This is a genomic window from Psychrobacter sp. P11G3 (assembly GCF_001435845.1).
Lineage (GTDB): Bacteria > Pseudomonadota > Gammaproteobacteria > Pseudomonadales > Moraxellaceae > Psychrobacter.
Genome location: NZ_CM003596.1, coordinates 594,538 through 621,483, shown reverse-complemented (window position 1 = coordinate 621,483; position 26,946 = coordinate 594,538). Strand labels below are relative to the sequence as shown.

Annotated in this window: 21 protein-coding genes; 12 read left to right on the top strand and 9 right to left on the bottom strand. The window is 43.3% G+C overall.

Annotated elements, in window-relative coordinates; all coding sequences use genetic code 11:
- Positions 1 to 37: 37 nt before the first annotated feature.
- Together AK824_RS02535 and AK824_RS02530 are read right to left on the bottom strand one after the other, a co-directional pair.
- Positions 38 to 643 (bottom strand): fasciclin domain-containing protein, encoded by a 606-nt coding sequence (locus tag AK824_RS02535; protein ID WP_057758535.1) that lies wholly within the window; start codon positions 641 to 643, stop codon positions 38 to 40.
- A 422-nt stretch (positions 644 to 1,065) separates the two neighbouring features.
- Positions 1,066 to 1,620 carry a fasciclin domain-containing protein gene (locus AK824_RS02530; protein WP_057758533.1) on the bottom strand — a complete coding sequence of 185 codons (555 nt, stop codon included), beginning with the start codon at positions 1,618 to 1,620 and terminating at the stop codon, positions 1,066 to 1,068.
- A 572-nt stretch (positions 1,621 to 2,192) separates the two neighbouring features.
- Between AK824_RS02530 and metH the strand changes: the two genes are divergently transcribed.
- From metH to AK824_RS02515, 3 genes are all read left to right on the top strand, one after another.
- The gene (gene metH / locus AK824_RS02525; protein ID WP_057758531.1) at positions 2,193 to 5,996 is read left to right on the top strand and encodes a methionine synthase; all 3,804 of its coding nucleotides are present in this window, start codon (positions 2,193 to 2,195) and stop codon (positions 5,994 to 5,996) included.
- A gap of 199 nt (positions 5,997 to 6,195) precedes the next feature.
- Complete coding sequence (locus tag AK824_RS02520; RefSeq protein ID WP_057758529.1) at positions 6,196 to 7,125, top strand: bile acid:sodium symporter family protein; 930 nt, start codon at positions 6,196 to 6,198, stop codon at positions 7,123 to 7,125.
- A 561-nt stretch (positions 7,126 to 7,686) separates the two neighbouring features.
- Complete coding sequence (locus AK824_RS02515; protein ID WP_057758527.1) at positions 7,687 to 8,514, top strand: LptM family lipoprotein; 828 nt, start codon at positions 7,687 to 7,689, stop codon at positions 8,512 to 8,514.
- 247 nt (positions 8,515 to 8,761) lie between these two features.
- On the opposite strand, the gene AK824_RS13360 is transcribed toward AK824_RS02515, so the two are convergent.
- The 6 genes from AK824_RS13360 to AK824_RS02495 all read right to left on the bottom strand — a co-directional run bounded on the left by AK824_RS13360 (position 8,762) and on the right by AK824_RS02495 (position 13,582).
- Positions 8,762 to 8,908, bottom strand: coding sequence for a DUF2256 domain-containing protein (locus AK824_RS13360; RefSeq protein WP_082624552.1), 147 nt, complete (start codon positions 8,906 to 8,908; stop codon positions 8,762 to 8,764).
- 45 nt (positions 8,909 to 8,953) lie between these two features.
- Positions 8,954 to 9,115, bottom strand: a complete 162-nt coding sequence (locus AK824_RS13355) for a DUF2256 domain-containing protein (protein ID WP_082624551.1) — start codon at positions 9,113 to 9,115, stop codon at positions 8,954 to 8,956.
- 68 nt (positions 9,116 to 9,183) lie between these two features.
- Positions 9,184 to 10,146 carry a Xaa-Pro aminopeptidase gene (locus AK824_RS02510; protein ID WP_227511192.1) on the bottom strand — a complete coding sequence of 321 codons (963 nt, stop codon included), beginning with the start codon at positions 10,144 to 10,146 and terminating at the stop codon, positions 9,184 to 9,186.
- A 363-nt stretch (positions 10,147 to 10,509) separates the two neighbouring features.
- Positions 10,510 to 10,995: an META domain-containing protein gene (locus tag AK824_RS02505; protein WP_057758523.1), complete on the bottom strand. Its 486-nt coding sequence runs from the start codon at positions 10,993 to 10,995 to the stop codon at positions 10,510 to 10,512.
- A 357-nt stretch (positions 10,996 to 11,352) separates the two neighbouring features.
- Entirely contained in the window at positions 11,353 to 12,459 is a 1,107-nt protein-coding gene (locus AK824_RS02500) for a lipase secretion chaperone (protein WP_057758521.1), read from the bottom strand.
- 46 nt (positions 12,460 to 12,505) lie between these two features.
- Positions 12,506 to 13,582 (bottom strand): esterase/lipase family protein, encoded by a 1,077-nt coding sequence (locus AK824_RS02495; protein WP_057758519.1) that lies wholly within the window; start codon positions 13,580 to 13,582, stop codon positions 12,506 to 12,508.
- Between the two features lie 298 nt (positions 13,583 to 13,880).
- Between AK824_RS02495 and map the strand changes: the two genes are divergently transcribed.
- On the top strand, positions 13,881 to 14,672 hold the full coding sequence (gene map, locus AK824_RS02490) for a type I methionyl aminopeptidase (protein WP_390178040.1): 792 nt from the start codon (positions 13,881 to 13,883) through the stop codon (positions 14,670 to 14,672).
- Between the two features lie 239 nt (positions 14,673 to 14,911).
- Positions 14,912 to 17,668 (top strand): [protein-PII] uridylyltransferase, encoded by a 2,757-nt coding sequence (glnD, locus tag AK824_RS02485; RefSeq protein ID WP_057758515.1) that lies wholly within the window; start codon positions 14,912 to 14,914, stop codon positions 17,666 to 17,668.
- Between the two features lie 81 nt (positions 17,669 to 17,749).
- Here glnD and AK824_RS02480 read toward each other — a convergent pair whose 3' ends face one another.
- The gene (locus AK824_RS02480) at positions 17,750 to 18,421 is read right to left on the bottom strand and encodes a hypothetical protein (RefSeq protein WP_057758513.1); all 672 of its coding nucleotides are present in this window, start codon (positions 18,419 to 18,421) and stop codon (positions 17,750 to 17,752) included.
- A gap of 261 nt (positions 18,422 to 18,682) precedes the next feature.
- Between AK824_RS02480 and dapC the strand changes: the two genes are divergently transcribed.
- From dapC to rlmH, 7 genes are all read left to right on the top strand, one after another.
- Positions 18,683 to 19,912 (top strand): succinyldiaminopimelate transaminase, encoded by a 1,230-nt coding sequence (dapC, locus tag AK824_RS02475; protein WP_057758511.1) that lies wholly within the window; start codon positions 18,683 to 18,685, stop codon positions 19,910 to 19,912.
- A 153-nt stretch (positions 19,913 to 20,065) separates the two neighbouring features.
- Positions 20,066 to 22,015 (top strand): DUF294 nucleotidyltransferase-like domain-containing protein, encoded by a 1,950-nt coding sequence (locus AK824_RS02470; protein WP_057758508.1) that lies wholly within the window; start codon positions 20,066 to 20,068, stop codon positions 22,013 to 22,015.
- A gap of 82 nt (positions 22,016 to 22,097) precedes the next feature.
- Positions 22,098 to 22,703 carry a 3'-5' exonuclease gene (locus AK824_RS02465; RefSeq protein ID WP_197411811.1) on the top strand — a complete coding sequence of 202 codons (606 nt, stop codon included), beginning with the start codon at positions 22,098 to 22,100 and terminating at the stop codon, positions 22,701 to 22,703.
- Positions 22,704 to 23,026: 323 nt separating this feature from the next.
- On the top strand, positions 23,027 to 25,069 hold the full coding sequence (locus tag AK824_RS02460; protein ID WP_082624550.1) for a D-alanyl-D-alanine carboxypeptidase/D-alanyl-D-alanine-endopeptidase: 2,043 nt from the start codon (positions 23,027 to 23,029) through the stop codon (positions 25,067 to 25,069).
- A 69-nt stretch (positions 25,070 to 25,138) separates the two neighbouring features.
- Positions 25,139 to 25,624 carry an ABZJ_00895 family protein gene (locus AK824_RS02455; protein WP_057758504.1) on the top strand — a complete coding sequence of 162 codons (486 nt, stop codon included), beginning with the start codon at positions 25,139 to 25,141 and terminating at the stop codon, positions 25,622 to 25,624.
- A 185-nt stretch (positions 25,625 to 25,809) separates the two neighbouring features.
- Complete coding sequence (locus tag AK824_RS02450; RefSeq protein WP_057758503.1) at positions 25,810 to 26,346, top strand: DUF421 domain-containing protein; 537 nt, start codon at positions 25,810 to 25,812, stop codon at positions 26,344 to 26,346.
- Between the two features lie 85 nt (positions 26,347 to 26,431).
- On the top strand, positions 26,432 to 26,920 hold the full coding sequence (rlmH, locus tag AK824_RS02445; protein ID WP_057758501.1) for a 23S rRNA (pseudouridine(1915)-N(3))-methyltransferase RlmH: 489 nt from the start codon (positions 26,432 to 26,434) through the stop codon (positions 26,918 to 26,920).
- Positions 26,921 to 26,946: the final 26 nt, after the last annotated feature.

Sequence of the window (26,946 nt, the reverse complement as noted above, 5' to 3'; positions counted from 1 at the left end):
AACTTGTAGATTCAAAACCTACAAATTAAGAAATAGCTTATTCAGGCATTAACACTGCATCGATAGTGTGAACCACACCATTGGTTGCCATGATATCTGTACCAGTGATATTTGCTGTGTTACCAGTAGCATCAGTAATTACGTTGTCTTCACTGATAGTAATGGTTTTACCGTTCGCCGTTTCAATCTCAGTACCGTATGGGATATCAGCTGCTTTAACTTCCATTGCTAGTACATGGTAAGGAAGGACAGTTTTTAGCAAATCTGTATTGGCCAACAACTCTTCTTTAGTCACGCCTAGTTTTTCTAATACTGGCGCAAACGCATCATCAGTTGGGGCAAATACAGTATGCTTAGTTTCTTCCATTAGCATAGTATCAAGACCAGCAGCCTGTAGCGCAGCGGTTAAGATAGTTAGGTTTTCATTTTCTGCTGCGATTTCAGCGATAGTTTGAGTCGCTTCCATGTCCATTTCGGCCATTGGTTCTGCTTCAACAGCTTCTGTCTCAGCAACTGGCTCAACTGCCATTTCTTCAGTGGCTTCTGGTTCAGTTGGCTCTGCAACAGTTTCAGTGTCGTTACACGCTGCTAGTGACATGGCTGCGGTTACAACTGCGATAGATAACAAGTTCTTCTTTAACATAGGTAATTCCTTTTTGGAGAAGTAATTGATTGAGGGATTTATTTAAATTAATAACTTTCGATAAATATAATGGTGACCAATGATTGATAAATGTATCAATTACTTAGTCATACTATTTGGTCCGTTATATTGATAGTTCTCAGTCTAACTGTTTAATTTTTAAATGGTATTTACTTAGGTAGCAACACTGTATCAATCACGTATATAGCATTGTTTGCTTGTATATCAGTTATTGCGATATTTAAGACAAAATGCCGTTGATTTACTACTTTTATATGTCTTTTTTAAAATTCCAATATAAACAGAAACTTATACAGATAAAGCTCTAAAGTCTAAAACAGCCATTGTCTGATAATAAAATCATCACAAACAATGGCTGTTTAGTCTTGCAATAAATACAGTTGATATGCCTCAGCTAATACTTATTTAGGCAATAATACTCTATCGATTACATGGACAACACCATTGTTGGCAGCGATATCAGTCTTCACGATATTCGTTGTGCGACCGTTTTCATCCATTAATTTGCCTTCTTTAGTTACCATCAACGTGTCTTTGCTAGCGGTCATTACGTTACCAGGCTTCACATCTTTGGCATACATAGCCATATCGCCAGCGACTACGTGATAACCTAATACTTTGGTTAATAGTGGCTTGTTGGCAAATAACTGTGCTTTAGTCATACCGGTTTCTTGCAATGCTTGCATAAAGGCGGCATTGGTCGGTGCAAATACCGTATAGTGAGCATTAGGGTCAGACAACATATCGACTAGACCTGCTGCTTGTACCGCTTCTACCAATACTGAAAAATCAGGATTGCTTTGCGCAATTTGTACAACATTCATCTTAGCCATACTCTGACTGTGCATTGGTGCTTTCATATCACCCGTCTTCGCTGGCATCATGTTATTACAAGCACTTAGACCTGCGATTGAGATAGCCAATGTACCGATGGTGGCAATTTTAGTAAGTTTCATAACATTTTCCTTAATGATTTGAATTTCTTTGACGTTGGTATTGTTTCAACTATGATATTACTGTCTTACAGATCATCCTGCCTACTAATGCCATTTGCTCACCATACCGTACTGCTAATACTGATACTCTTGGTGCCAGTTATTGATAATAAGTGAGCCTATATTTATAAGTAGGACTTACTAAGACCTTGTATTTCTGAAATTAAATTAACATGTAAGCAATCTTTATCAACCTGACTTTGCGCAATTTTTTGTGGTATGGGTGTAAATTTTGTCTGACTTCTGAACGTTTCCGTTGGCTTTCATTTGCAAAAGAAAAGCTTTATGTAAGCCCTTAGCGAAATGATATTCATTTGTGCGTATCTGCTTTATGAAATAGACTCTAATACCTTACTTTACCACTTAGCTCTCCTCTCATTTATCTATTGCCAAAGAGGAATATGCAGTATCCCTATGTAGCAAACTTTTCATGCTAAAATAATGCAAATTTGCGGTCCTCTTCGTGAGACTCTGCACGCTACTGGTTTGTTATTCCTTCTTTTTTTAATAATTACGATATAAGCAGCACACCTATGATTTCAACGACGACCTCACCAACCGATTCTCATACCGATACCGCCTCTAGTTCCTCATCCGCTAATGACTTTATATTAACGCCACCTGCTGTATTTCCATTTAAAGAGCAGCAGCTAACCGCACGTGCACGTATCACTGAGCAGATGGCATCACGCATTTTGATGTTAGACGGTGCGATGGGTACGCAGATTCAGACCTATAAACTAGAAGAAGCGGATTATCGTGGTGAGCGTTTTGCTGATATCGACCAAGATGTACGCGGCAACAACGACCTGCTGGTACTGACTCAGCCGCACATGATTAAAGACATTCATCACGATCATCTGTTGGCTGGTGCAGATATCATCGAGACCAATACCTTTAACGGTACGCGTCTGTCGATGGCTGACTATGACATGCAGTACTTGGTACCCGAGCTGAATAAAACAGCAGCCAAGATTGCGCGCGAGGCGGCTGATGAATTTACCGCCAAGACGCCTGAGAAGCCGCGGTTTGTCGCAGGTGTCGTGGGCCCAACCTCACGCACGTGCTCGATATCACCTGATGTCAATGACCCTGCCTTTCGTAACATTACCTTTGATGAATTGGTACTCAACTACCGTGAAGCGACCTTATGCCTAATAGAAGGCGGCGTCGATATCATCTTGATTGAGACGATCTTTGATACGCTCAATGCCAAGGCGGCGATATTTGCGATTACTGGTGTGTTCGACGATATCGGCTTTGAGCTGCCAATTATGATTTCGGGTACGATTACCGATGCGTCAGGTCGCACGCTGTCTGGTCAAACGGCCGAGGCGTTTTATAACTCTATCCGCCATGCCAAGCCTCTATCTGTTGGCTTTAACTGTGCGCTAGGTGCTGATGCGCTGCGCCCACATATTCAGACATTGTCAAACATCGCTGATACTTATGTCTCTGCGCATCCAAACGCTGGCCTGCCCAATGAGTTTGGTGAGTATGATGAAACCGCTGAAGAAACGGCTGCCCTACTCGAAGGATTTGCCAAAGCGGGTATCTTAAATATCGTGGGCGGCTGCTGTGGTACGACGCCTGAGCATATCCGTCAAATTGCTAAAGTCGTGGCGAATTATCCACCGCGTGTTATCCCTGAGATAGCACCTGCCTGCCGCTTGTCAGGACTCGAACCATTTACAATCAACTCTGATAGCTTGTTTGTCAATGTCGGTGAGCGTACCAACGTTACAGGCTCTAAAAAATTCCTACGTTTGATTAAAACCGAAGCCTATACCGAAGCACTCGATGTCGCTCGCGATCAGGTAGAAGGCGGCGCGCAAATCGTCGATATCAATATGGACGAAGGTATGCTCGATTCCAAGCAGGCGATGATTCACTTCGTCAATTTGGTTTCAGGTGAGCCAGATATCAGCCGTGTACCACTGATGATTGACTCGTCTAAATGGGACATAATCGAAGAAGGCCTAAAGCGTACGCAGGGTAAATCGGTCGTCAACTCTATCTCGTTAAAAGAAGGTCACGCTGAGTTCGTTGAGCGTGCCAAATTATGCATGCGTTATGGTGCCGCGATTATCGTTATGGCATTCGATGAAGACGGACAGGCTGACACTTACGAGCGCAAGATTGAAATATCTAAACGCAGCTATGACGTGCTGGTCAACGAAGTAGGCTTCCCGTCAGAAGACATTATCTTTGACCCCAATATCTTTGCCGTTGCCACGGGTATCACCGAGCACAATAACTATGGCGCTGACTTTATCAATGCCACACGTTGGATTACGGAAAACCTACCGAACGCGATGGTCTCGGGCGGCGTATCCAATGTCTCGTTTAGTTTCCGTGGTAACCCAATCCGTGAAGCGATCAACTCTGTATTCTTATACCACGCGATCAAAAACGGTCTGACCATGGGTATCGTCAACCCAGCCATGCTTGAGCTGTACGATGATATTCCAAAGGAAGCCCGTGACGCTATCGAAGATGTCATGCTCAACCGCAATCAAGGTGAAACTGGTCAAGATGCGACTGAACGTCTAATGACGGTTGCTGAAAACTACCAAGATGGCGGCAAGAAAAAAGACAGTACTGTCGATATGAGCTGGCGCGAAGGCACGGTAGAAGAACGTATCGCCCACGCACTGGTCAAAGGCGTGACGACCTTTATCGAAGCGGATACCAAAGAAGCATGGGAAAAGTATCCTAAACCGCTAGAAGTCATCGAAGGGCCACTCATGGACGGTATGAATATCGTCGGTGATCTATTCGGTGCTGGTAAAATGTTTCTACCGCAAGTCGTGAAATCTGCTCGTGTAATGAAGCAATCTGTCGCGTGGCTAAACCCGTATATCGAAGCGGAGAAAGTCGAAGGCGAAGTCAAAGGTAAAATCCTAATGGCAACCGTAAAAGGCGACGTGCATGATATCGGCAAAAACATCGTCGGCGTGGTGCTGGGCTGTAACGGCTATGATATTGTCGATCTGGGCGTGATGGTGCCATGTGAAAAAATCCTCGATACTGCCATCGCAGAAAAAGTCGACATCATCGGTCTATCTGGTCTGATTACCCCAAGTCTCGATGAAATGGTCTATGTCGCCAAGCAAATGCAAGAGCGCGGCATGACACTACCATTGATGATCGGCGGTGCAACGACCTCGAAAGCGCATACTGCCGTCAAGGTCGAGCCGCAATATCAAAATGATGGCGTCATCTATGTATCGGACGCTTCGCGCTCAGTCGGCGTGGTGACCAAATTGCTATCAAAAGAGCACCGTCAAGCGCTCATCGATGAGACCCGTGAAGAATATATCAAGGTACGTGAGCGTCTGGCTAAGCGTCAACCAAAAGCCGCCAAAGTCACCTATGCCGAATCGGTCAAGATTGGCTTTCAGTACGACTGGGAAACTTATGTACCACCAGTGCCGAATAAACTGGGACAAGTGATATTGGATGACTATCCAATCGCCAACCTACTGCCTTATATTGACTGGACACCATTCTTTATCTCTTGGGGTCTGACCGGTAAATACCCAAAAATATTGCAAGATGATGTGGTCGGTGAAGCAGCTCGCGATCTGTTTGAAAATGCAGAAGAGCTGCTACAAAAGATGATTGATGAGAAATCAATCGTAGCGAAAGGGGTGTTTAAACTGATGCCCGCGCGCCGTACTGGTGCAGATACGGTCACCGTCTATGACAATGCGCCTGCTGATGGCGGTAAACCGACCTACCAATTTGAGCATTTACGTCAGCAAAGCGATAAAGCCAGTGGCAAGCCAAACTTTAGCTTGGCAGACTTTATCTCGCCATCAGAGACGCATACCGATCACTTGGGCGGCTTTACTGTCTCCATCGTCGGTACAGAAGCACTGGTTGAGCAATACAAAGCGGCAGGCGATGACTACAATGCCATTATGGTACAGGCGCTATCTGACCGTTTAGCCGAAGCCTTTGCCGAGCATCTACATGAACTCATCCGTAAAGAGTATTGGGGCTATCAGCCGACTGAGTCACTCACCAATGATGAGATGATTAAAGAAAAGTATGTTGGTATCCGCCCTGCACCTGGCTACCCTGCTTGCCCTGAGCATACGGAAAAAGGTAAGTTGTTTGACTGGCTCGGTACGGTCGATGCTATCGGTACAACGCTAACTGAAAGCTATGCGATGTGGCCTGCGTCATCGGTCAGCGGATTCTATTACTCGCATCCTGATAGTGAGTACTTCAACGTCGGTAAAATCAGTCGTGACCAGTTAGAAAGTTATGCTGAGCGTAAAGGCTGGGATATGAAGACTGCTGAGAAATGGTTAAATCCGAACTTGTAGTCGATTGGCTAATCAAGTTATAGAAACTTGATAGTTATTTTTTGGCTTACTCATTTAATATGGGTAAGCCATTTTTTATGGCAGACTATTTTGCCCACCATCAGCAAACTTATCGCTACGTTCATAGCAAAATACTTTTATCATTTACTGACAAGAACCATGCTAGATTATTGTCTACTTTATTATTTTGAGACAGGCTATGAATCAGATTGCATTACTTTCTAGTTGGATTGGCAAAACTTTTGCAATTTGGGCATTGGTCAGTGCTGTTTTGGGATTTATTTTTCCTGAATTTTTTGCCTCGTTGGCTTTTTTAATCGTTCCCATACTTGGCATCATTATGTTTGGAATGGGCATGACGCTCAAAACGGAAGATTTCCTAGAGATTGTAAAACGACCCAAACCTGTATTGGTAGGGCTATTAGCGCAGTTTATGCTCATGCCACTCATTGCTTACCTATTGACGGTCATTTTCAACCTTGATCCTTTAATCGCAGTTGGTGTTATCTTGGTTGGCTGTTGCCCTGGCGGTACGTCTAGTAACGTGATTACGTTCTTAGCCAAAGGTGATGTCGCTTTGAGTGTGGCGATTACCTCTATCTCTACCCTGCTTGCGCCTTTTTTGACCCCGATTCTATTAAATGTTTTTGCGGGGCAGCTGATTGATATCGATTTGGCCAGTATGATGATGACCATTACTAAAATCGTCATCTTGCCTATCTTATTGGGTGTTATCTTTCATAAATTTTTGGGTAAAAAGATCGAGTTCGTCACCGAGGTATTACCGATGGTGTCGGTATTGGGTATCTCTATCATCATCGCGGCAGTGGTTGCCGTGTCTAAAGCAACCATCTTAGATAGTGGTGCTATCGTCTTTATCGTCGTTGCCTTGCACAATATGACGGGTTATACCTTGGGATATGTAATCGCTCGCTTGTCTGGATTTACGGAGAGACAACGTCGCGCGATTATGGTGGAAGTGGGCATGCAAAACTCTGGTCTAGGCGCTGCCCTTGCAGCGACTTATTTCAACCCTGTCGCGGCCTTACCGAGTGCAATCTTTAGCGTGTGGCATAACTTTAGTGGTGCGTTGGTTGCGAATATTTTTGCTAAGAGAGATGCTAAGTAACTGGTGATAAACTCAGTCGTGATCAATTAGAAATTCATACTGAGCGTGAAAGTTAGAGTATAAAAACTGCTAAAGAATAGTTGAAACCCAATTTGTAGTAACTAACTTTCTTACGTTTAAATCGATTTCAAAAAATATATGTAGCTATGACGTTTAAATATACCGTCTCCTTTATCTCTTTCATTCAGTAGAAATGCAGTCAATAAAGGAGACGGCGTTTAATTATATATCTGCCAATTTTTTAAATAGATACTTTTATTGTTCACTATCTTCCAGTAACAGTATCTCGAAAAAGCTCTTCGAACCTTTAATACTTTGACCTTTTCGCTAATAAATTTACTTTTTACAGCTTCTTCTCGCTTTTACACTCTTTTTATTTCATAACCAACCTCTCCATTTTACTCATTTAGAAAATACTTTTTGGATTGGATTAACTGAAAAATGTTTGTTATATTCATAAATACTGATTTATATATTCTTTAATTAACATAATAAGGAGATGCAAGGCACTGACTTTCAGCTGAGTGAGATTTTATATTTTTAAATCAAGGAGAGATAAAAATGAAATCATTTAAACTAGCATTATTAGCCATGACAACAGCACTGATTTTACAGGGATGTGGTAGTGACTCTGATTCTGATGAATCACCGACGTCGCAACCTGATCAACCAGATGTTACACAACCTGATCAGCCCAATATTGATACTGAAATCGTCGGCATGTGGAGTAGCGACGATACCGCTAGTGGAGAGTTATCAACTATTATATTCATGGATGATGGGACTTATATACAGACCCAAGTCGATAGTAGCCAATCAACCAGTGAAGCTGGAAATGGTATGGAATTAGGCAGTTATAGCGTCAGTAGTACAGAAGGCAAACTAACCGCTACGCCTATCTTTGATAAAAACGGTACCTCTGGATTATCAGATTCTGTCATGCGTTATGCTCAGGTATCTAACGGTAAATTTATCCTGAAAGTAGATGAAAACGGAAATGGCATCATTGATAGTAACGAAAGCTATCGTTTCTCAGAAACTAAGTCTGAAAGTATTTTAGGACCTTGGGATTTCGATGATGCTGATGACAACGAGCTACTGGGCTTAGCATTCTTAGAAAACGGTACTTATATCTACTTGCAAGTTGACGAGGATAGGTCAGTCGATAATTCCGAAAATGGTATGGAATGGGGTAACTACACTGTTGATGCTGTTACTGGTCAATTAACTACTACAATAATTTATGATGGCAATGCGGGGACTGGATTATCAGAACCACGCACGCGTTACGCTCGAGTAACAGGTAATACTGCCCTTACTATTGAAGTGGACGATAACCAAGACGATGTCATAGACTATGAAGAGATGTTTAAATTCTCAAGACCCTAATCCAACAGTGTAATAGCCACTGATAGCCAATAAAAACGTTAGAGTTATTCTCTATTTTCTAGTGAGAATGACTTTAGTCTTTTTAGGCAAAAGTATTTATAAGTAAACGACCTATATCTCATCTTCTGTAAATTAGACGACGGTGTCGAATGGAAGAAGTACTTATGAAAGAACATTACTAATAATAAGCCATCAACTTAATAAAGCTTCAGCCAATCTATGATCGGCTGAAGCTTTATATTTTGGTCTATTCATCTTTTGCTTTCCCTCGCCGACACTTCTCAGAACAATAAATCACCTGCTCCCAGTCTTTCTCCCACTTTTTACGCCACGTAAACGGGCGCTGGCAGACGGGGCAGGTTTTTTGCGGTAGGTTTACTTTTTTATGTGCCATTATTTGCTCCCATCTACTTCTAACTATTTGTGTTGTGGTAACATCTTACTTCTGATGATCTAGCCCTTCATATTTTTTCACCCGTCGGCATTGGTCGGAGCAATAGACCATGCTCTCCCAGTTTTTATCTAGCTTCTTAGTCCAGCTAAACTCGCGCTCGCAGACAGGGCAAAGTTTTTTGCGGACGTTCTTCTTTTTGTGCGCCATACGTTGTTATCCTCAGATTTATCTTATTTTTGAATTAAATATTAGAATTTCAATATACATTTAATACATTAACGACCCCATATCGGTGAACGCATGACTCCACCATTTTGTCCACTAATGGCATAGCTGGTATTGCCTGACAGCGAATGGATAACTAGACTACCACCATTTTGGCTTGCTGCTTGCCCGCCCACACTCAAGCGGCGAGTTGGATAGACGGCGTAATTGCCAGAGGGAGATAGACGTGCAGGCTCATCAAGCCCTGTTTCTGCCAGGTTGACCACTTGCCCAGTCATCAAGGTCATGACAGCCGCCTTGCGACCATTTAGATAAGCCATACGCTGACCATCTAAGCTAAGCTGAGGACTGGCCACATACCCATTTGTTGATACAGCTGTCGCATTACCCGTAGCGAAGTCATAACGATAAATTCGTGGTCGTCCAGCACGGACTTTATCACTGGTATAGACAAAGCTCTTGCCGTCAGCAGCGTAACTTGGCTGTACCTCTGTACTCGGCAGAGTCGTTAACTGCTGAGTATTGCCATCACTCAGACGCATCTTATAGATATCAGCATTACCACCAACAGTAGAGCTATAAAGCAAATCTTGACCATCGGGTGAAAATGACGCTGACATATTGCTGCCTTCAGCATTTACCACTAGGTTGCGCGTATTGCTACTACGATCATAAATATAAATTTTGGGATGCTCACGCGGGGCTTGTTTGCTATAGGCAAGCAGCTGTCCGTCTGTCGACCATGCTGGCGCATAGATATATCCATTAAGCTGATCGATGAGCTGACGATTGCTACCGTCAGGACGAATACTATAGAGTGTCGATACTTTCGCCGTACCTACGCCCTGCTCTTCTATATAGGCAATATATCCTTGGCGATCAATCACTGGCATACGTGCAGTCAGCGGACTGGTCTCAACTGTACTGATTGGCTTTTTTACTGAGGTATTAGGTAATGTCTGGCAACCGGTAAGCACAGCAAATACGCCGATGGCAATAGGTGCTTTTATCATTAGTCTATCTATGTTTGATTTAGATAGACTCCCTTTACATATGGTTGTTTTATTTATGGCAGTTTTCAGCATAGCGTCATATCCAACAGAGCTTGATGATAAAAGTCTTATAAATATCTAAAAAAGCGATCGTTATCGACATAAATTCAGAGCCATCACCATCAATTAAAAAAATCAAAGATATTACAGAAACATTACTCTAGTGTAACCTAAACTGGACTAAATTTTGGATAAAAAAATGCCCCACTTGATAGCGAGGCATTTTGCGTTTTAAGAAGAGCAACTTCACATGAGTAACTTCAAACGAGCAACTCTAATTGCTTAAGTTCACGAACCAGTCAAACTGTTTACTCAATCATTAAGCTATTTTGTAACGGCTTTAAAATAAGCGACTTGATCATCATTTTTAATGGTCAAAATAGGCACATTGTTGGCATTCTTACTAAGACTATATTTACCTTTGACAGTAGCTAAGGCAGCAGTATCAAAGCTGGCTTGCGGTTCAGGACATGCCATCATAGTACTGATGCCGTTTTTAATCTCGACTTCACCATTTGCAACGCTATATCCAGCGCCCATGTTATTGCAGGTATTCATAAATGCCACGTAATCTCTACCGTTATCATTCATAAAATTCAACGTTAACGGCTTGGCTGGGTCAAAAAACAGCTGAGTCACTTTATCGCCATTGCTGCGTTTGGCATCAACGAGCTGCCAGTTATGCGCTTGCAAGACATCTGCATTGATTGGCTGACTAACTGGCGCAGGTAAACTCGTCGTCTGGCAACCCGCAGCAAGCGTACCAACTGCCAATGTCGCGGCCATCATTACTTTACTCATGTTCTTCATATCAATTCCTCGCTTTATTGCATCCGATACTTTTACTAGACATTTTATCTGTATGAGTGATCAGCGCTAATAGACAGGCGGTAAGCGCTAATAGACATAGTAAAAGCTCAGATTTATTATGATTCATTTATTGTTTTATTTAATGCTCTAAACAATGGCAATATTGTGCATGACTCACAGGGAGGTGTCATCATAAACTGGGTAGTTATTCGGAATGCATTTTGTACTACTTTGCAAATGTCTAGCTACTTGCTCTTGCCAGTACCTAAATGAGCTGCTAACTATAATTTTGCTAACTCTATCTATTCGTATCAACGATGATTATTGATGGTTATTAACGGTCACTATTGACGGTAATTAGGGATTATTCACGGCTTGCTGTCGTTGCAATGCCGCATAACCATCTAGACGCTTACGCTCAGTGTCATTAAATAGTTGCTGTTCAAGCTGATTGATTTGAATTTGCGCTTGGGCGGCATCGACACCTTGACTTAATAAGCGATTTTTTTGAGTTTTATACTGGGTGAAGCGTTGGTCAAAATTCGCGTCTTCTTGATCTACTTGTGCCAGCCTTTCTGCTGCTGGTGCGCCTACTAGCTCTCGGCGCATATTATATAACTCCTCGGGCGTTGCACCGCGAGCTTTCATCTGTTCAGTGCGAGTCATCAACTCGCTAATATTGGCTTGTTGCATGATATTGCTTTTAGTAGCATTATCTGGCAATCGACTGATATAGTCCTGACGGGCAGCTTGTTTCTGTGCATCAGACATCTGCTTATTTTGGTCAATTCTGACCATCTCTATACTATAATTATCGTAATCATCCTCTGCGCCAAAAAATGCTGTGATGGTTGGCTTGTCAAAATACTGCTGTCGTAGATTAGCGATATCTTGTTTTTGTTGGGCAACTGCATTCAAGTCCAGCTCACCACTTTTGGTCGCCTGTAATTGCAGATTACCATAGCGCTTTTCTATCTCAGGAAGTGCTTTAAGGTAAGCAACATATTGATTAAAAATAGTGACCGCTTGGCTAGCGGCAGGCTCTGGTGTGTGATGGCGAATATAACTCTCCACACGGGCAAATATAACCGCTTCCTCTTCCTCACCTAGGGCGGATAAAAAATAATCAAACAAACGCCGCAGACCTTCAGTAACGACCAACTGTTTATTTTCATCGATGATGATTTCACCATCAATTTGGGTGCCCTTTAATGAGCGTGGTAAATTTTCTAATCCTGTGACAAATTGAGACCGGCTGGGTGTCATTGTAGTTTTCACGACTTGTCCCGCAGCCAGCTCAGTTGTCACTGACTCGTTAGTCTCATTATCAGAGACGGAGGATTTGATTGAAGCTGAATTTACATCGTTACTAGGCTTGAACCACAAAATAACCGCCGCTGTGGCAATGATAACCACGACGATGATAGCAATTGTTGCATAGGCTGAACGGCGGTTATTTGACATAAATGATATTTCTCAATCAATGAGTATTATTATTTTGTAGTTCAGCTTATAGGTTGGCGTTTTTCAGACGGTTTACCTGGGTACGATAGATAGATTTTGGCTCAGACTCTCCCCATGCCGTCAGACCCAAGACTTGATCGGCGGAATCCAAATGGTTCATTCTATAATTATCACGAATCACATAGCCAAGACGACTTGAGCAAGCAGATACCAATCCATCATTAGACTCACCTGCAAACGGTACGCCCGTTGCGGCCAATAGGTAATCGCTAGGGTCAAGTGCGCTCGTTATTTGCCCAACGCCGCTAAATGAATAATACTTGATGCCATTGACCGCAGTACTAGTCGGTTGACCACAATAGTTTTTGGGCATTGCTGCAGGAAATTTGGCATTGAACTTAGCAGCACCATCGGTCGATAGAGCCACGAGCGCTTGCCAGCCATCTTGTTGTTGAATTTGATTGAAACTGATACCTGACCCAATATCTGTGAAGCCACCAATCAGATTAAACACGCCTGATACTAGCTGGGTGGTGACATTAGATGGCTGTCCAGAAGTATTATTTGGCTCAAGGACATCTTTAACAAAATCAGCGGTTTTTGATCCTTGCTCTGGACTTGATACCGCGGTTACTGAAGCCACGTACTTTGGCGCGACGCCAGCGACATAACGGATATCTATACCGCCCTGACTGTGTCCAAACAAATTGACTTTAGATTCACCTGAAATCGCGGCAATGGTCTTGACCTGTTGTAGCAGTTGCTCACCTCGAACTTCGCTGTTATTGACCGCTGACGTTTTGGTGGTATATACCTCTGAGCCACCTTTCATCAAGTCTTCTGGAATCCCATTAAAATAGTCAATGACTCCAAATAGCGTTGTGAAGCCGCCAAGCCCGTGTGCTAAGACGACCGGATATTGAGTTTTAGTGTAACTAGAAGTGAAATATTTACTGTCCACCAACTTGCAACCGTTAGCATTGGCACAATTATAGTATTGTCCTGCAGCTTGAGCAGAAGTGGTTTGCATGGTCATTAGAAGCACACCAGCACTGATTGAACCCAGTATTGGTAACAATGTTTTCGGTGTGAGAGCTGCACGAATGTACAAAGAAAGCGTCATAACAACATCCTTGTTATCATTGATTTGGTTATTTTTACTGCACAACTACAGTAAAAATTGCTGCTAATTCCGTTAGCAGGCAAAATTACATTACTTATATATCCTGCAACATTCAACTAATTTGTCAAAATATGAATATATTAGTCTGACTAATGAGTCATATAAGCCCTTACCAAGCTGTAAAGCAATTATTTTCAATGATAATGATAGGTACACTATCACTTAACGTAAAAGTGTCACTAGTACGTTTATGGTATAATCTATCTACAATGAACCCATAATTATAAGATATACGATGATGACTAAAAAATCCCTTATCCAGTCTCCAGAAGCCATAGAAAAAATGCGTGTGGCCGGTAAACTCGCTAGTGATGTCCTTGTCATGCTCGACGAGCATGTCAAAGTGGGCGTCAGTACCGAAGCACTTAATCAGATTGCCCATGACTATATTGTTAATGTGCAGCAGGCTATCCCTGCCCCACTTAATTATAATGGTTTTCCAAAATCTATCTGTACCTCAGTCAACCATGTTGTCTGTCACGGTATCCCAACTGAAAACAAGCTGCTGAAAGATGGTGATATTATCAACATCGACGTGACTGTTATCAAAGACGGTTACTATGGCGATACCTCAAAAATGTGGATCGTCGGCAACGGCTCTATCATGGCACAGCGTATTTGCAAAGTGGCACAAGACGCCCTTTACGCAGGTATGAGCGTGGTTAAAAACGGTGCACGCCTAGGTGATGTCGGCGCTGCTATTCAGGCCGTTGTCGAGCCCGAGCGCTTTAGTATCGTTCGCGAGTTCTGTGGTCATGGTATCAGTGATGAATTCCACCATGAGCCACAAGTCATGCACTATGGCAAAAAGGGCACTGGTTTTGAGCTAAAAACAGGTATGACGTTTACCATCGAGCCTATGATTAACCAAGGCACGTGGCAGACTAAGATTTTGCCAGATGAGTGGACGGCGATTACTAAAGACCGCAAATTGTCTGCTCAATGGGAGCACACCATGGTCGTAACAGACAATGGCTGTGAGGTATTTACTACTCGCCCCGAAGAAGATTTAAGTTTTTTGACGCAGTAGTACAATCAAAGATCGCTTAGGCGGTCTTTTTTTTGGTCTTTAATTAGGGCATATTGAGTATTGTGCTTATAGGCGCTTTGTCTTTATACTCAGATGACCTGATAACTTTTATTGATATATTTATCAGCATCTTTATTGATACATGCTATTCGTAATTTTTATTAGCCATCAGCACATTAGTTGCTCAATAGCGCTCAGCTCAAACGTTCTATTTCTAAACTCTTAACTGGATAACACTCATGTTTAATTGTGATATCGCCTCTGTTGATTTGACGCCTTTACCAATACTACCAAGTGAGGTGGCGACAGACTCACCCCCACTGTCAGCCAAAAATGTGACAGACAAGAACCTACTTGGCATTCCTGAATGGTTGGCCCAGATCAACGACGATATCAGCCGCTCACTAGAACGCGGCACCAATATTCGCCAACTGGTTGCAGCACGCGCTTGCGCTATCGACAGCCTATTGATTGCATTATTCAAATGGTTTGAGTTAGATAAGACTGAGTTGGCATTTTTTGCGACTGGTGGCTACGGGCGCGGTGAACTATCGCTCTACTCAGACATCGATATTTTGCTCCTGGCTCCTGGTGAAATAGGTACTGATGCCAGTAGTAAAATCGATAAACTGGTCGCTCTACTATGGGATATAGGACTAGAGCCTGCGCTCTCTGTACGTAGTGTCAATGATGCGCTAGAGGCCGCGCTTGATCATACGATTGCCAGTTCTCAGCTAGAGGCTCGACTCCTAATCGGTAATGAAACATTGCAAGACATGCCTGCTCAAATCGTCAATAAACAGTGGTCTCCACGCGCATTTTTTGATGTAAAAATGGAAGAATCCAAAGCGCGTTATTTGCAGCACAATGCCACCGAGTACAATCTTGAACCCAATATCAAAACAGCGCCGGGCGGGCTACGTGATATCCATATCATCGGCTGGGTCACCAAGCGTTATTTTCGCGTGAGCAAGCTATATGATTTAGTGCAACAGAATTTTTTGACCGAAAAAGAATTTGATGAGTTGAGCTTTGCCGAAGGATATTTATGGCAAATTCGACATTACTTGCATGTACTGACGGGCCGTAATGAAAACAAGCTGTTGTTTGATTATCAGCGTGAGATTGCCCAGCTAATGGGCTACGAGACCCAACCTGATGACCAGCCTAATGCTGCGGTCGAACGGTTTATGCGCGACTATTATCGCTGTGCAATGCAGATATCAACGCTGTCTGAGATGCTGACCAATCATTATTATGAAACGATCATAGAGCCGCAGCTGCCTGACGATGAACGTCCAAAAAAACAACCTATAAATGCGCGATTCAACCGTATTGGCAACCAGATTGCCATCGCACATCATCGAGTTTTTGCACAGCACCCAGAGTCTATCTTAGAGATGTTTTTATTGATGGGTCAGCATGGCATCGATAAAGTTCGTACCCATACCCTGCGCGCACTCAAAATTGCCGCACGCGGCATCGATCAGATATATAGAGACAACCCTACTCACAAAGCGCTGTTTTTATCGAATCTAAAAGAACAGAACTACCTATTTCATCGTCTACGCACCATGAATCGCTATGGAGTATTGGGTAACTATATTCCTGCTTTTGCGCAAGTTACTGGCCTCATGCAATATGACTTGTTTCATCGATATACTGTAGATGCGCATACCTTGTTTTTGATTAGAATTTTGCACCGATTTACAGATCCGGCCTTTCAAGAAGAGTTTCCGTTGGTCAGCTCTATCTTTCAACGTATCGAACGTAAAGAGATTTTGGTGCTGGCAGCAATGTTCCATGATATCGCTAAGGGCCGTGGCGGCGATCACAGTGAGCTTGGTCAAACAGAATCGATTGAGTTTTGCTTATCGCATGGTATGAGCTTGGCGGATGCGAACTTAGTTGGTTGGCTCACGCGCTATCACCTTCTCATGTCGATTACTGCACAGAAAAAAGATATCTCAGACCCTGAAGTAGTGACTATTTTCTCTGATCTCATCGGTAACGTGACTCATCTAAACCATCTGTATGTACTGACGGTGGCTGATATGAATGCGACCAACCCACAGCTATGGAACAGCTGGCGGGCGACTCTCATGAAACAGCTATACTCACAAACTCGGCGCATCTTGCGCGCTGATATCGATGCGCCTACCAATCGTCAAGATATGATTAGTGCCACACGCAAGCAAGCGTTAACGATGCTAGATAATGTCAATAACCAGCACATGAACCGCGATGAAGTATTGCGTCTATGGGATGACTTGGGCGATGAGTATTTCTTGCGAGAGATTGCAGAAGATATCTTATGGCATACTGAAGCTATCTTGAATCACCCACCGATTGGACTGGCTTCTAATGCTGACAGTCCACCATTGGTCGTTTTGCGTGAGCATCGCGAATTGGCACTTGATGCAGTACAGGTATTTGTTTATACCCAAGATCAAATGAACCTATTTGCCGTTACCATGGCAGTATTTGATCAGATGAATCTTGATGTTTTAGATGCACGTATTATCACAGCGACCCGTGACTTTGCTTTGGATTCTTATGTATTGCTAGATCCTAGTGGCACATTGCTGGTCGATGAGGAGAGCCAACAAGAGCTAAAACAACGCTTAATTGACTCGTTTCAAGACCCTACCGTACTTAAACTGACGAACAAGCGTATGCCGCGTCAGTTAAAACACTTTGAAGTAAAAACGGTGATTAACTTTGAATTCAATGAAGCATCAGATCAGCACATCTTGAGCTTAGAAACGCTTGATCAGCCAGGGCTATTGGCGCGAGTTGGCCAAGTATTTCTGCAAGAGCAAATCGAAGTACATGCTGCGCGTATTACCACTCTAGGTGAGCGTGCAGAGGATATGTTTTATATCAGTGATCAAAATGATAAGCCACTATCACCTGATAGACTTGAAGCATTAAAGGCAGCGTTGTTAGCCAGTCTTACCGTTCAGAAAGAGCATAATAGCGTAATATATTTTTGATACGGCTAGATAGTTTTGGTTAGCCATTATTTTGAATATTAACTAGCAAAAGTAGTCTGATAGTCATCATAGAAGTACGTTTTATAACGTACTTCTATAGGTTATCTCGCTAGCATGTTCGTTCAGTTCATCATCAGCAAGCTCTGGCGGCAAAACCCCTACTTCAGGTGGCTGCTGCTCCATGATTAATCGTCCAGCATCGACTTCTTTTTGTAGCAAACACTGCAAGCTTGCTAGGTGAAACTGGCCATCTAGATAATCATCTAAGGCTTCCAAAGAGATAGGTGATTTGGCGTGTACATCAGGATACAGGCTATCCTCTGCCAAAATAATCATCTCGTTGAGTGCCTCTTCGCGCATCAGCTCGTCATTATCTATCTTGCGCTGCAGTTTATTTGCCAACTGGCCTTTAGCAGCAAGGGCGCTGACAAAAAATAGGGTCTGTATCACAAACAAAGAGACGTATTGCCATAGCGGTAATGAGATACCAAATATATTATTGAGCAGCATCAAGGCCATTGCCACTACCACGTAGCCGACCAATTGCCACAACAGCCACATAATTAGGCTGTTTTCGCCATACCAAAACATTTTCTTTTCTTGACGCTCGATCAGTTGCTGGCGCGCTTGCCACCAGTTCTGTTCACGCTCTTTGAGCAGCTTATACAGGTTCGAGCGCTGCAAACTGTTATCAAGTTTTTCATTATTGATATCTTTAGCGATGAGATCATCATTATTTAGCACACTAGACATATCAAACTATCCTTAAAACGATCTACCACGTTTGTGATGTAGTCATTTTTTATATTGTTATAGGTTATACATTATGAAAGGTTCAAAAGACTTTTTGGCGACTACCTATTTGGTAGTCATACAACGAATAGCTTACGCTTGGTAAATGCCTATTCACGATATAAGAAGAAAAGGACAAAAAATTAGAGAAGTGCTACACTGCTCTAATGTAAATTTTCTTTATAACTTTATTATTAATTGTCTATTATAGTTATCACACTTATGAATCACAACTTAAAGCATCTCCATCCTTATCCATTCGCAAAGATGGCAACATTGCTTGCTGATAGCAAGCCTGCCAACGGTTACAGTGAAATAAAGCTCGGTATTGGTGAGCCAAAACATGAGCCCCCTGCATTTGTGCTGGACGTCCTACACGAAAACTTGGACAAAATAAGTCGTTATCCAACCACAAACGGTATGTTTGAGCTACGTCAAACCATCGCCCACTGGTTAGAGAAGCGGTTTTTTCTAAATCATGTCGATGCCAATACTCAAGTATTACCCGTGATGGGCACACGAGAAGCGATTTTTAGTTTTGTACAAGCGGTCGTTGATCATGATGTAGCTGACAAAGAGAGCAATGCTCCAGCGTCTAACACATCGCCTACGGTTGTCATGCCCAACCCGTTTTATCAGATATATGAAGGTGCGGCGATACTGGCACAGGCAACGCCTTACTTTGTCCCTTGTACATCAGCTAATGACTACAAAGGTGACTATCGCGCGGTACCAAAAGACGTTTGGACTCGTACGCAGCTATTGTTTGTCTGTAGTCCAAACAATCCAACAGGCTCAGTCATGACAATGGATGATTGGGAATACCTCGTTCGTCTGTCAGATCAGTACGGTTTTATTATTGCTAGTGACGAGTGTTATAGCGAACTGTATTTTGATACAGCACCGATTGGATTGCTCCAAGCTTGTGCTGCTCTCGGTCGCCGTGATTTCAAAAACTGTATCGTGTTCCACTCTTTATCTAAACGTTCAAACTTACCGGGTTTACGCTCTGGATTTGTGGCTGGTGATGCCAAAATTTTGCAGGCTTATTTGCAATATCGTACTTACCAAGGTTGTGCGATGCCGATACCTCATCAGCTGGCCTCTATCGCTGCATGGCAAGACGAAAAACACGTCGCTCATAATCGAGCGCTATACCAAGAGAAATTTGCCCTATGGATGTCTGAGCTTGGGGAATTGCTAGAGTTACGCATGCCTGATGCTGGATTTTACTTCTGGGTCAAAGTACCTGAACAGTTCGGCGGTGATGATGAAATCTTTGTCAAAGCGTTGTATGAGCAAGCTAATATTCATGCATTGGCAGGGCGCTATTTGTCACGTGAAGTTGATGGTCATAATCCTGGACAAGGTTATGTGCGTATCGCTCTGGTCGCGAGTGTCGATGAGAGCCGAGAAGCAATCAGTCGTATCCGCAAACTATTAGGTGCTTAAAGCTAATTAGAAAAATCTAATGTAGCTGGAATAAATGTCGCAGTAGCAAAAAGCCTCCAATAACCACAATATAGCTAGGGTTATTGGAGGCTTTTTGTTTTATTAATGCTATAGTAAAGTCTCTGCCGAAAATATGCCATCAAGGATGATGCCATGCCCCATCTTGATTTTAGCCAACCGCCCTTCGACGTATTGAGCTTAGCCGAGCGTCAAAGCATTAGAAAAAACACCCAAATACGCTACCTTGCCAAAAATGAAAGCTTGCCTGCAGGAGAATTGCAATGTCTGTATGTGGTCATCAAAGGGCAAATCGAGCAATCATTAGATGGTGAATTTGTCGCGTCCTATGTAGGTAGCAATCACGCTGATGGTCTGAACAATAATGATTGGTTTGATAGTCGCCGCCTGCCTGAATCACTTCCCAAGGACAATCAGCTAGAGCATGAAAGTACGTCCATACAACCCTATCAATTCCGAGCTAATGAAGAGACCTTACTGCTCCAAGTCAATGGCACCGCTATCGATAAAATCAGTGCACAAAATCATTTGGTACGCCAAATGCTATCAGACAAGCTGCCTGAAAGATTAAAAGCATTGCGCCAACGACGTCATAACAAAACGCTAGATCCTGCCAGCTATACCAACCAACAAGAAGTACAGCAAATTATGCTGCAACCAGTGATAGATGTTCATCTATTACCAGTCCATATCGTCGATGCCAATGATAGCTTGTACGAAGCGGCCCGCATCATGACCAAAGCTGGATTGAAACATGTGCTGGTCCGACCGCTACATGGCTTAAGTGGCTCACAAACAGCGCAACATGAGACAAAATTACTTTTAGGGATTTTGACCGATACTGATATTTGTCGCGCGGTAAGTGACAGAAAAGATCCAGCTATCACCCCTTGCCAGCGCTATGCTAATTTTAATCTACGTACCATCAAAGCCAGTGATGAGATTGGCGATGCGCTGCTGACCATGACTCGCTATCGTATTCATAGACTGCCAGTCATCGATAAGAGTGGCAATGTCGTCGGAGTACTTGGGCAAAGCGATATGCTCGCTCATATTGGTCATCATTCGCAGCTGATTAGTATTCAAATCGAACAGGCACAAGACTTATCGAGCCTAGATACCGCTGTTGAGCTGATCGGGCGCTATATTCGTGCACAGCATCACAATGGTGTCAAAATCGGTAATATCAGTCGTATGGTACAGACGCTAAATGCGCAGGTGTTTACCAAGCTATGGCAGCTAATCGTACCTGATGAAGTGATGGCCAATACCTGCCTTATCGTTATGGGTTCAGAAGGTCGCGGTGAGCAAATCATGCGTACCGATCAGGACAACGCTCTCATCATTCGCGATGGCTATACACACCCTGATTTAGCACAGTTCACTGATACTTTTAATAGCCATTTAGCAACGCTTGGCTACCCACTGTGTGATGGCAATATTATGATGAGCAATCCTATGTGGCGACAACCGCTCAAGCCATTCACTGCACAAATTAACCTATGGTTTAGAAACTCCGACCCGATGCATGGTATTTACTTGTCTGCGATACTAGATGCTGAATACGTCTGCGGCGATGAGTCACTGCTTACTCAAGTACGTCAGCACTTAGAACTTGCTCATCAACAAGCAGATCCTATGTTTGTCAGGCAGTTTGCGCGGGCAGCGCTACAGTTTGGTGATGTTAATCAATGGTGGCAGAAGTTTGTCCCTTTACTAAGTGGTAAATCAGCATCACCTGATATCGACCTAAAAAAAGCCGGTATTTTTCCCTTGGTGCATGGTATCCGTACCTTAGCATTAGAAAATAATGTGCTCGATGTGCCTAGTACTAAGGCGCGTTTAAAGGGCTTGGTGCAGGTTGATGCTATGACCCAAGAGCGCGCCGATACTTTGCTAGAAGCCTTGGAGTTTTTTATGGCGCAGCGCTTATCTGTGGCCCTCTCAACCGACGATAAGCATGCACGGCAAGTGGATCCAACGACTTTGACCGCACTTGAACGTGACCTACTCAAAGAGTGTCTGGCCGTAGTCAAAAGCTTCAAAAACCAATTGCGTCAACACTATCAACTAGAAATCGCGTGAATGTGGCAGTCTTAATATAGAGGCTTCATAAATACAGAAATTTTGTAAGTACAAAAACAACATAGATGGATGAGCAATCAATATGAGCTGGTTACAGCAGTTATTTTGCGCTTGGCAAAAGACGCAATTGCAGCGTCCAGAGTTGGCCTCAATGTTTACGACACCTTCGGCTGAACAGTGGGTAGCGATTGACTGCGAAATGACAGGGCTGAACCCCAAGAAGCATCACCTGCTGTCTGTAGCAGCGATACATATTAATGGCAATATCATCGACACGGGTAATGGCATGCATTTAGTTTGCAGACCTCCTGTCATGCCAGACCGCGACACTATTGTCATTCATGGCTTGCGTACCGCCGATGTTGAACATGGCATGAGTTACGATGACATGTTGGCACTACTACTACCATTCATAGGTAATCGACCAATCGTTGGATTCTGCACACAGCTAGACATGGTTTTTTTAAATCCATTGGTCAAACGCTATATGGGAACGTCTCTACCAAACGAAGTCATAGATTTGCGTCATCTGCACAGTCGGCGTATCAGTGGTCACACACAAGGGCTTTCTGGACAAGCCCAACATCTAAATCGCATATTAGCCCATTACAATATTCCTGAACTGGGCGCGCATGATGCTTATAACGATGCTGTTATGACGGCGATGGCTTTTTTACATGTGCGTTAGCAGCAAGTCATGCTCTCAGTTCAATCTATAGTTAGAGTTAGTTATCTAAATAAGGGCGTTATTATCGCTAGGGCGTGTCCTCATTTTGAAAATGGTGATAAAAATGAGATAAACGGCAGCCAAACAAGGAAAGGAGTACAGATAATATCGGGATATCAGCCAGCTACTTGACGCAGTCTGGCAAAGATTTGGCCGTTTTCAGCCCATTTAGAGTTTACTGTTCAGATTGATGTCACGCCCTAAAATTGTACTGCTGACATCGTGTGCGAAAACAGCAACTCATGTTACCATAGGCTGTTTTTGCCACCTGATGAAAGATGCTCATGCGATACCCTTCTAAACGCCGTCATTACTCTACTGCTGCAACCAAAATCACCACGCTTTGTCGTCATTTTCGACTGCTAAACCAACCTAATAAACGTCTATCTAGGTTAGCGTTATTGGCAGCAGTTATAGTAGCGCCAATACATGCACAAGCCGTGTTACCAGCAGCTATTCAAAAAGCCTTGGCGCGTGCCGACTTGACAGAAGCGGATATCAGTATCGTTATTACCCCTGTAGGTGACAAAACTGCCAGCCGTCTGCCGACTCCTATTCAAGTCATTGATAGTGATGAATCTGACAGCCAATCTGCAACTACTATAGTATCTGAGCACCCAACTACAGACGCCTCTACAGATATAAGTACCAGCGACCTGAGCCACCAGAGCGCGTTAATTACCATAGAGCAGCGCACCATTGAGAAGCACGAGCAAAAAATACATGCTTATACCGATGACCCTTATACTTATCAGAGCGTAGAGAGCATTCCAACAGTTATCCCTGACGAACATCAGCGTACGCTTGATCAGAATACCAAAGCCCAAGATACTGCAGGCAATAATAAAACCTCTATAAAGATTTCATTTTCGCCTTTGCTGGATCACCAGTCTGACATCCCTCGTACGCCTGCCAGCACCATGAAACTCGTGCCTAGCTTTATCGCTTTGGACACTTTAGGGGCGGATTTTGTGTGGCATACACGGGTTTATCACACAGGTATTGTCATCGGCAACCGTCTACATGGTGACTTGATTATTCAAGGTAGTGGCGACCCAAAAATGACCCACGAGCGCTTAAAACAGTTGCTGTATAAAGTGCAAGCATCCGGTATTCGTCATATCAATGGTGACATCGTCATCGACAGCGCTGTTTTTAATAATGTTAGTAAAGACCCTGCCGCCTTCGACAACTCACCGCTACGTCCCTATAACGCTAGCCCTGATGGGTTTTTGGTTAACTTTAGCACCATTGGTATCAAAACTTATCCTCAAGATAACGGCCAAGCAAGCGTGACCTATAAGCCGCGGTTAGCCAATTATCAGCTACCTGCTAAAATCAATACCCGTGCAGCCAGTTGTGGGCAAGCAAGCTATAGCCTAGCACCGCAGTGGCAAAACACGCAGCTTGTGTTAAATGCCAGTCTGCCCGAGAGCTGCGGTGAGCATGTCTTTTACGTGGCATATCCTAATGCCAAAGAGTTTGCTGCACACGTCATCGCTGCCAAATGGCAATCATTAGGGAATACTTTAAGTGGACAGGTCATATCGCAAGAAACACCTTACGATATGACCAAAACGACAAAACGAGCGCACGGGCTTACGGCTATCGCGATGTCTCCTCTACCTATGGTCAGCTATCCGTCGTTGAATTTAACGGAGCAGATTCATGACATTAACCACTTCTCAAACAATGTCATGGCTGAGCAAGTGGCGCTATCTATAGGCGCTTACGATAAAGAAAGGCTGACTCAATCAATACCTGCTAGCACAACTGCGACTAGTCCAGGCAGTCATGAAGCCAGTGCTAGTAATGAGATGGATAATAAAGTAGCGGCTGTTAAATCTAGTGGCAAAAAGGCGGATAGCTTATATCAGTTTGGCAAACCTACTACGACAGACTATCCTGCAGCCTTACAAACCATCAATCAATGGTGGCAAACCAACCTCAGTACGCCACCGCCACATTTGACCAACGGCTCAGGACTTTGCCGCGAGTGTACTATCACCGCCGCCAACCTAAGCGAGCTACTGACTTACGCTTATAGTCGACCAAATTTTGATGCCTATTTCGATTCGTTAGGTGTCGCTGGGGTTAGTGGCACTATTGCCGCTCATAGCGATCGCTTGCCTGAATCTGCAGCCACTGGCCGCGCATGGATAAAAACTGGCACGTTAAATAACGTCACTTCAATGGCAGGTTACGTCAAAGGGCTGTCAGGACAGGATTATGTTGTCGTCGGTATAATCAATACTGATCAAGCATTAAATCCTTATGCAGCAAGGCCTGTATTAGATGCCATGCTCGACTGGGCGGCACAGCGTTGATATTTTAATTAACGCTTTAAGACGTTGTATCATCCATACTCTATTTTTTACCTTTATAAAGGTTAGCTTATGTCACGCCAGACAACCAGTCTCAACAAACCCCAGACACTTGTACAAGTGCAGCCTAAACTGGCTCGATATGTTGGTTTTTTTGCGATTGGATACACGCTTGCCAGTACCATATTTATGATGATACAGACCAAACTTGCGCTCAATCCCCAACTGGTCATGGTGGTTTCTATTATCGTGGGTGCTTACATCGCTGTCAGTAAATTTATCAAACATCAGAAGCGAGCATTAGCGCGAGATGAGATTAATAAATTGATGTTTGGTGGGGTTGTGATTGTTTGGATGCTGACTGTTATTTATTTTTCAGCCATCTGGTTTTGGCTGTTTGATACGATAAGCCGTGAGGTATTGTTTGAGATGGCGATGCAGCGTCCACTACCTTTGCTTTCATCACTAATGCTGATGCTGGTTCTCACTCTAGTCAGTGCGCGAATCAGTCTATGGTCTATCAATCGATTATTAGACCCTATACGCAAATCAACGTAAGTACAAACCATCATCTACAAGGTGCTACAAAGTTTTCCCCTGCTAATGCGTAAAATCCGTTAGGCTAAGTTTAGGACGTGTCATTATTTTAAGAATAGTACTAAAAATGAGACAAAGTAAGACGCGCCCTAGTAAGTAGTATTTTAGCGATGACTTGTTTTACCTTTATAATAGGAGCGAACATTATGGACATGATCTTTTTTGACAACATAGACAAGCTTGGTCGTATTGTTTTGACGACTGTTATGGTTTACGTGTTGATTGTGACAGTCACCAAAGTCTCTGGCAAACGCTCAACATCGCAGCTCAACAACTTCGATTGGATCGTGACGGTCATGATCGGCTCGTTAGGTGCCAGTACAATTTTGCTCAAGGACATTCCCTTTGTTGAAGGGGTTTCGTCTATTTTAGTACTGTACCTATTGCAATTTTTGGTGACCAAATATGCGTCTGTGTCACCGCAATTTAGTAACTTTATTTTATCAGAGCCACGTATCGTTTTTTATCAAGGGCAGTTTTTGTCAGACGCCATGCGTGATGAGCGCTTGACGCGTCAGGAAATCGAATGTGCCATGCGTACTGAAGGGATTAATAGCTTTGATGATGTCGAAGCCATTGTTTTTGAGTCTGATGCAAAGCTGACTGTCATTCCAAAGCCAAGCCAAGCGGACGATCAAAGCGCAAGTAGCAACGTATCAGAGACGATTAATCCTCTGATGTAAATTGCAGACAATGAAGAACGAGCGATACAACTATTAAGAACACACCCTAGTAAGCTTGAATTCAATTATCGAGATGGTAAGTATTATGAAAGTAAGGATTTTGACCGTTGGCAATAAAATGCCTAGCTGGGTACAGACGGGTTTTGACGAATATTACAAACGCATTCAACCGATGCTAAGCACAGAAATTGTCGAAATTGCGGCAGCCAAGCGGGCAAAAAACCCTTCAGATGCTAATTTGGCACAGTACCGTGAGCAAGAAGGTCAGGCCATACTGGCCGCTCATAATGCATCAAGCCGCGAGCAATTATGGGTACTAGATGTTAAAGGCAAGATGATTTCGACCGAAGGACTGGCTGATAAACTCGCTGATGGCATGCTACAAGGCGATGATATTGCCTTGGTCATCGGCGGCGCAGATGGCGTCTCACCAGAAGTATTGGCAAAGGCCGATGCAAAATTATCACTATCAGCACTGACATTGCCGCATCCGCTAGTACGCGTCGTACTTATGGAACAATTGTATCGCGCGATGAGTATCAATAATAACCACCCTTATCACCGTGGTAATTAAATAAAATACTAATCTATTTTTTGATT

Coding starts and splice junctions, on each gene's coding strand:
- AK824_RS02535 (WP_057758535.1), bottom strand. CDS start 643: ATGTTAAAGAAGAACTTGTTATCTATCGCAGTTGTAACCGCAGCCATG.
- AK824_RS02530 (WP_057758533.1), bottom strand. CDS start 1,620: ATGAAACTTACTAAAATTGCCACCATCGGTACATTGGCTATCTCAATC.
- metH (WP_057758531.1), top strand. CDS start 2,193: ATGATTTCAACGACGACCTCACCAACCGATTCTCATACCGATACCGCC.
- AK824_RS02520 (WP_057758529.1), top strand. CDS start 6,196: ATGAATCAGATTGCATTACTTTCTAGTTGGATTGGCAAAACTTTTGCA.
- AK824_RS02515 (WP_057758527.1), top strand. CDS start 7,687: ATGAAATCATTTAAACTAGCATTATTAGCCATGACAACAGCACTGATT.
- AK824_RS13360 (WP_082624552.1), bottom strand. CDS start 8,908: ATGGCACATAAAAAAGTAAACCTACCGCAAAAAACCTGCCCCGTCTGC.
- AK824_RS13355 (WP_082624551.1), bottom strand. CDS start 9,115: ATGGCGCACAAAAAGAAGAACGTCCGCAAAAAACTTTGCCCTGTCTGC.
- AK824_RS02510 (WP_227511192.1), bottom strand. CDS start 10,146: ATGATAAAAGCACCTATTGCCATCGGCGTATTTGCTGTGCTTACCGGT.
- AK824_RS02505 (WP_057758523.1), bottom strand. CDS start 10,995: ATGAAGAACATGAGTAAAGTAATGATGGCCGCGACATTGGCAGTTGGT.
- AK824_RS02500 (WP_057758521.1), bottom strand. CDS start 12,459: ATGTCAAATAACCGCCGTTCAGCCTATGCAACAATTGCTATCATCGTC.
- AK824_RS02495 (WP_057758519.1), bottom strand. CDS start 13,582: ATGACGCTTTCTTTGTACATTCGTGCAGCTCTCACACCGAAAACATTG.
- map (WP_390178040.1), top strand. CDS start 13,881: ATGACTAAAAAATCCCTTATCCAGTCTCCAGAAGCCATAGAAAAAATG.
- glnD (WP_057758515.1), top strand. CDS start 14,912: ATGTTTAATTGTGATATCGCCTCTGTTGATTTGACGCCTTTACCAATA.
- AK824_RS02480 (WP_057758513.1), bottom strand. CDS start 18,421: ATGTCTAGTGTGCTAAATAATGATGATCTCATCGCTAAAGATATCAAT.
- dapC (WP_057758511.1), top strand. CDS start 18,683: ATGAATCACAACTTAAAGCATCTCCATCCTTATCCATTCGCAAAGATG.
- AK824_RS02470 (WP_057758508.1), top strand. CDS start 20,066: ATGCCCCATCTTGATTTTAGCCAACCGCCCTTCGACGTATTGAGCTTA.
- AK824_RS02465 (WP_197411811.1), top strand. CDS start 22,098: ATGAGCTGGTTACAGCAGTTATTTTGCGCTTGGCAAAAGACGCAATTG.
- AK824_RS02460 (WP_082624550.1), top strand. CDS start 23,027: ATGCGATACCCTTCTAAACGCCGTCATTACTCTACTGCTGCAACCAAA.
- AK824_RS02455 (WP_057758504.1), top strand. CDS start 25,139: ATGTCACGCCAGACAACCAGTCTCAACAAACCCCAGACACTTGTACAA.
- AK824_RS02450 (WP_057758503.1), top strand. CDS start 25,810: ATGGACATGATCTTTTTTGACAACATAGACAAGCTTGGTCGTATTGTT.
- rlmH (WP_057758501.1), top strand. CDS start 26,432: ATGAAAGTAAGGATTTTGACCGTTGGCAATAAAATGCCTAGCTGGGTA.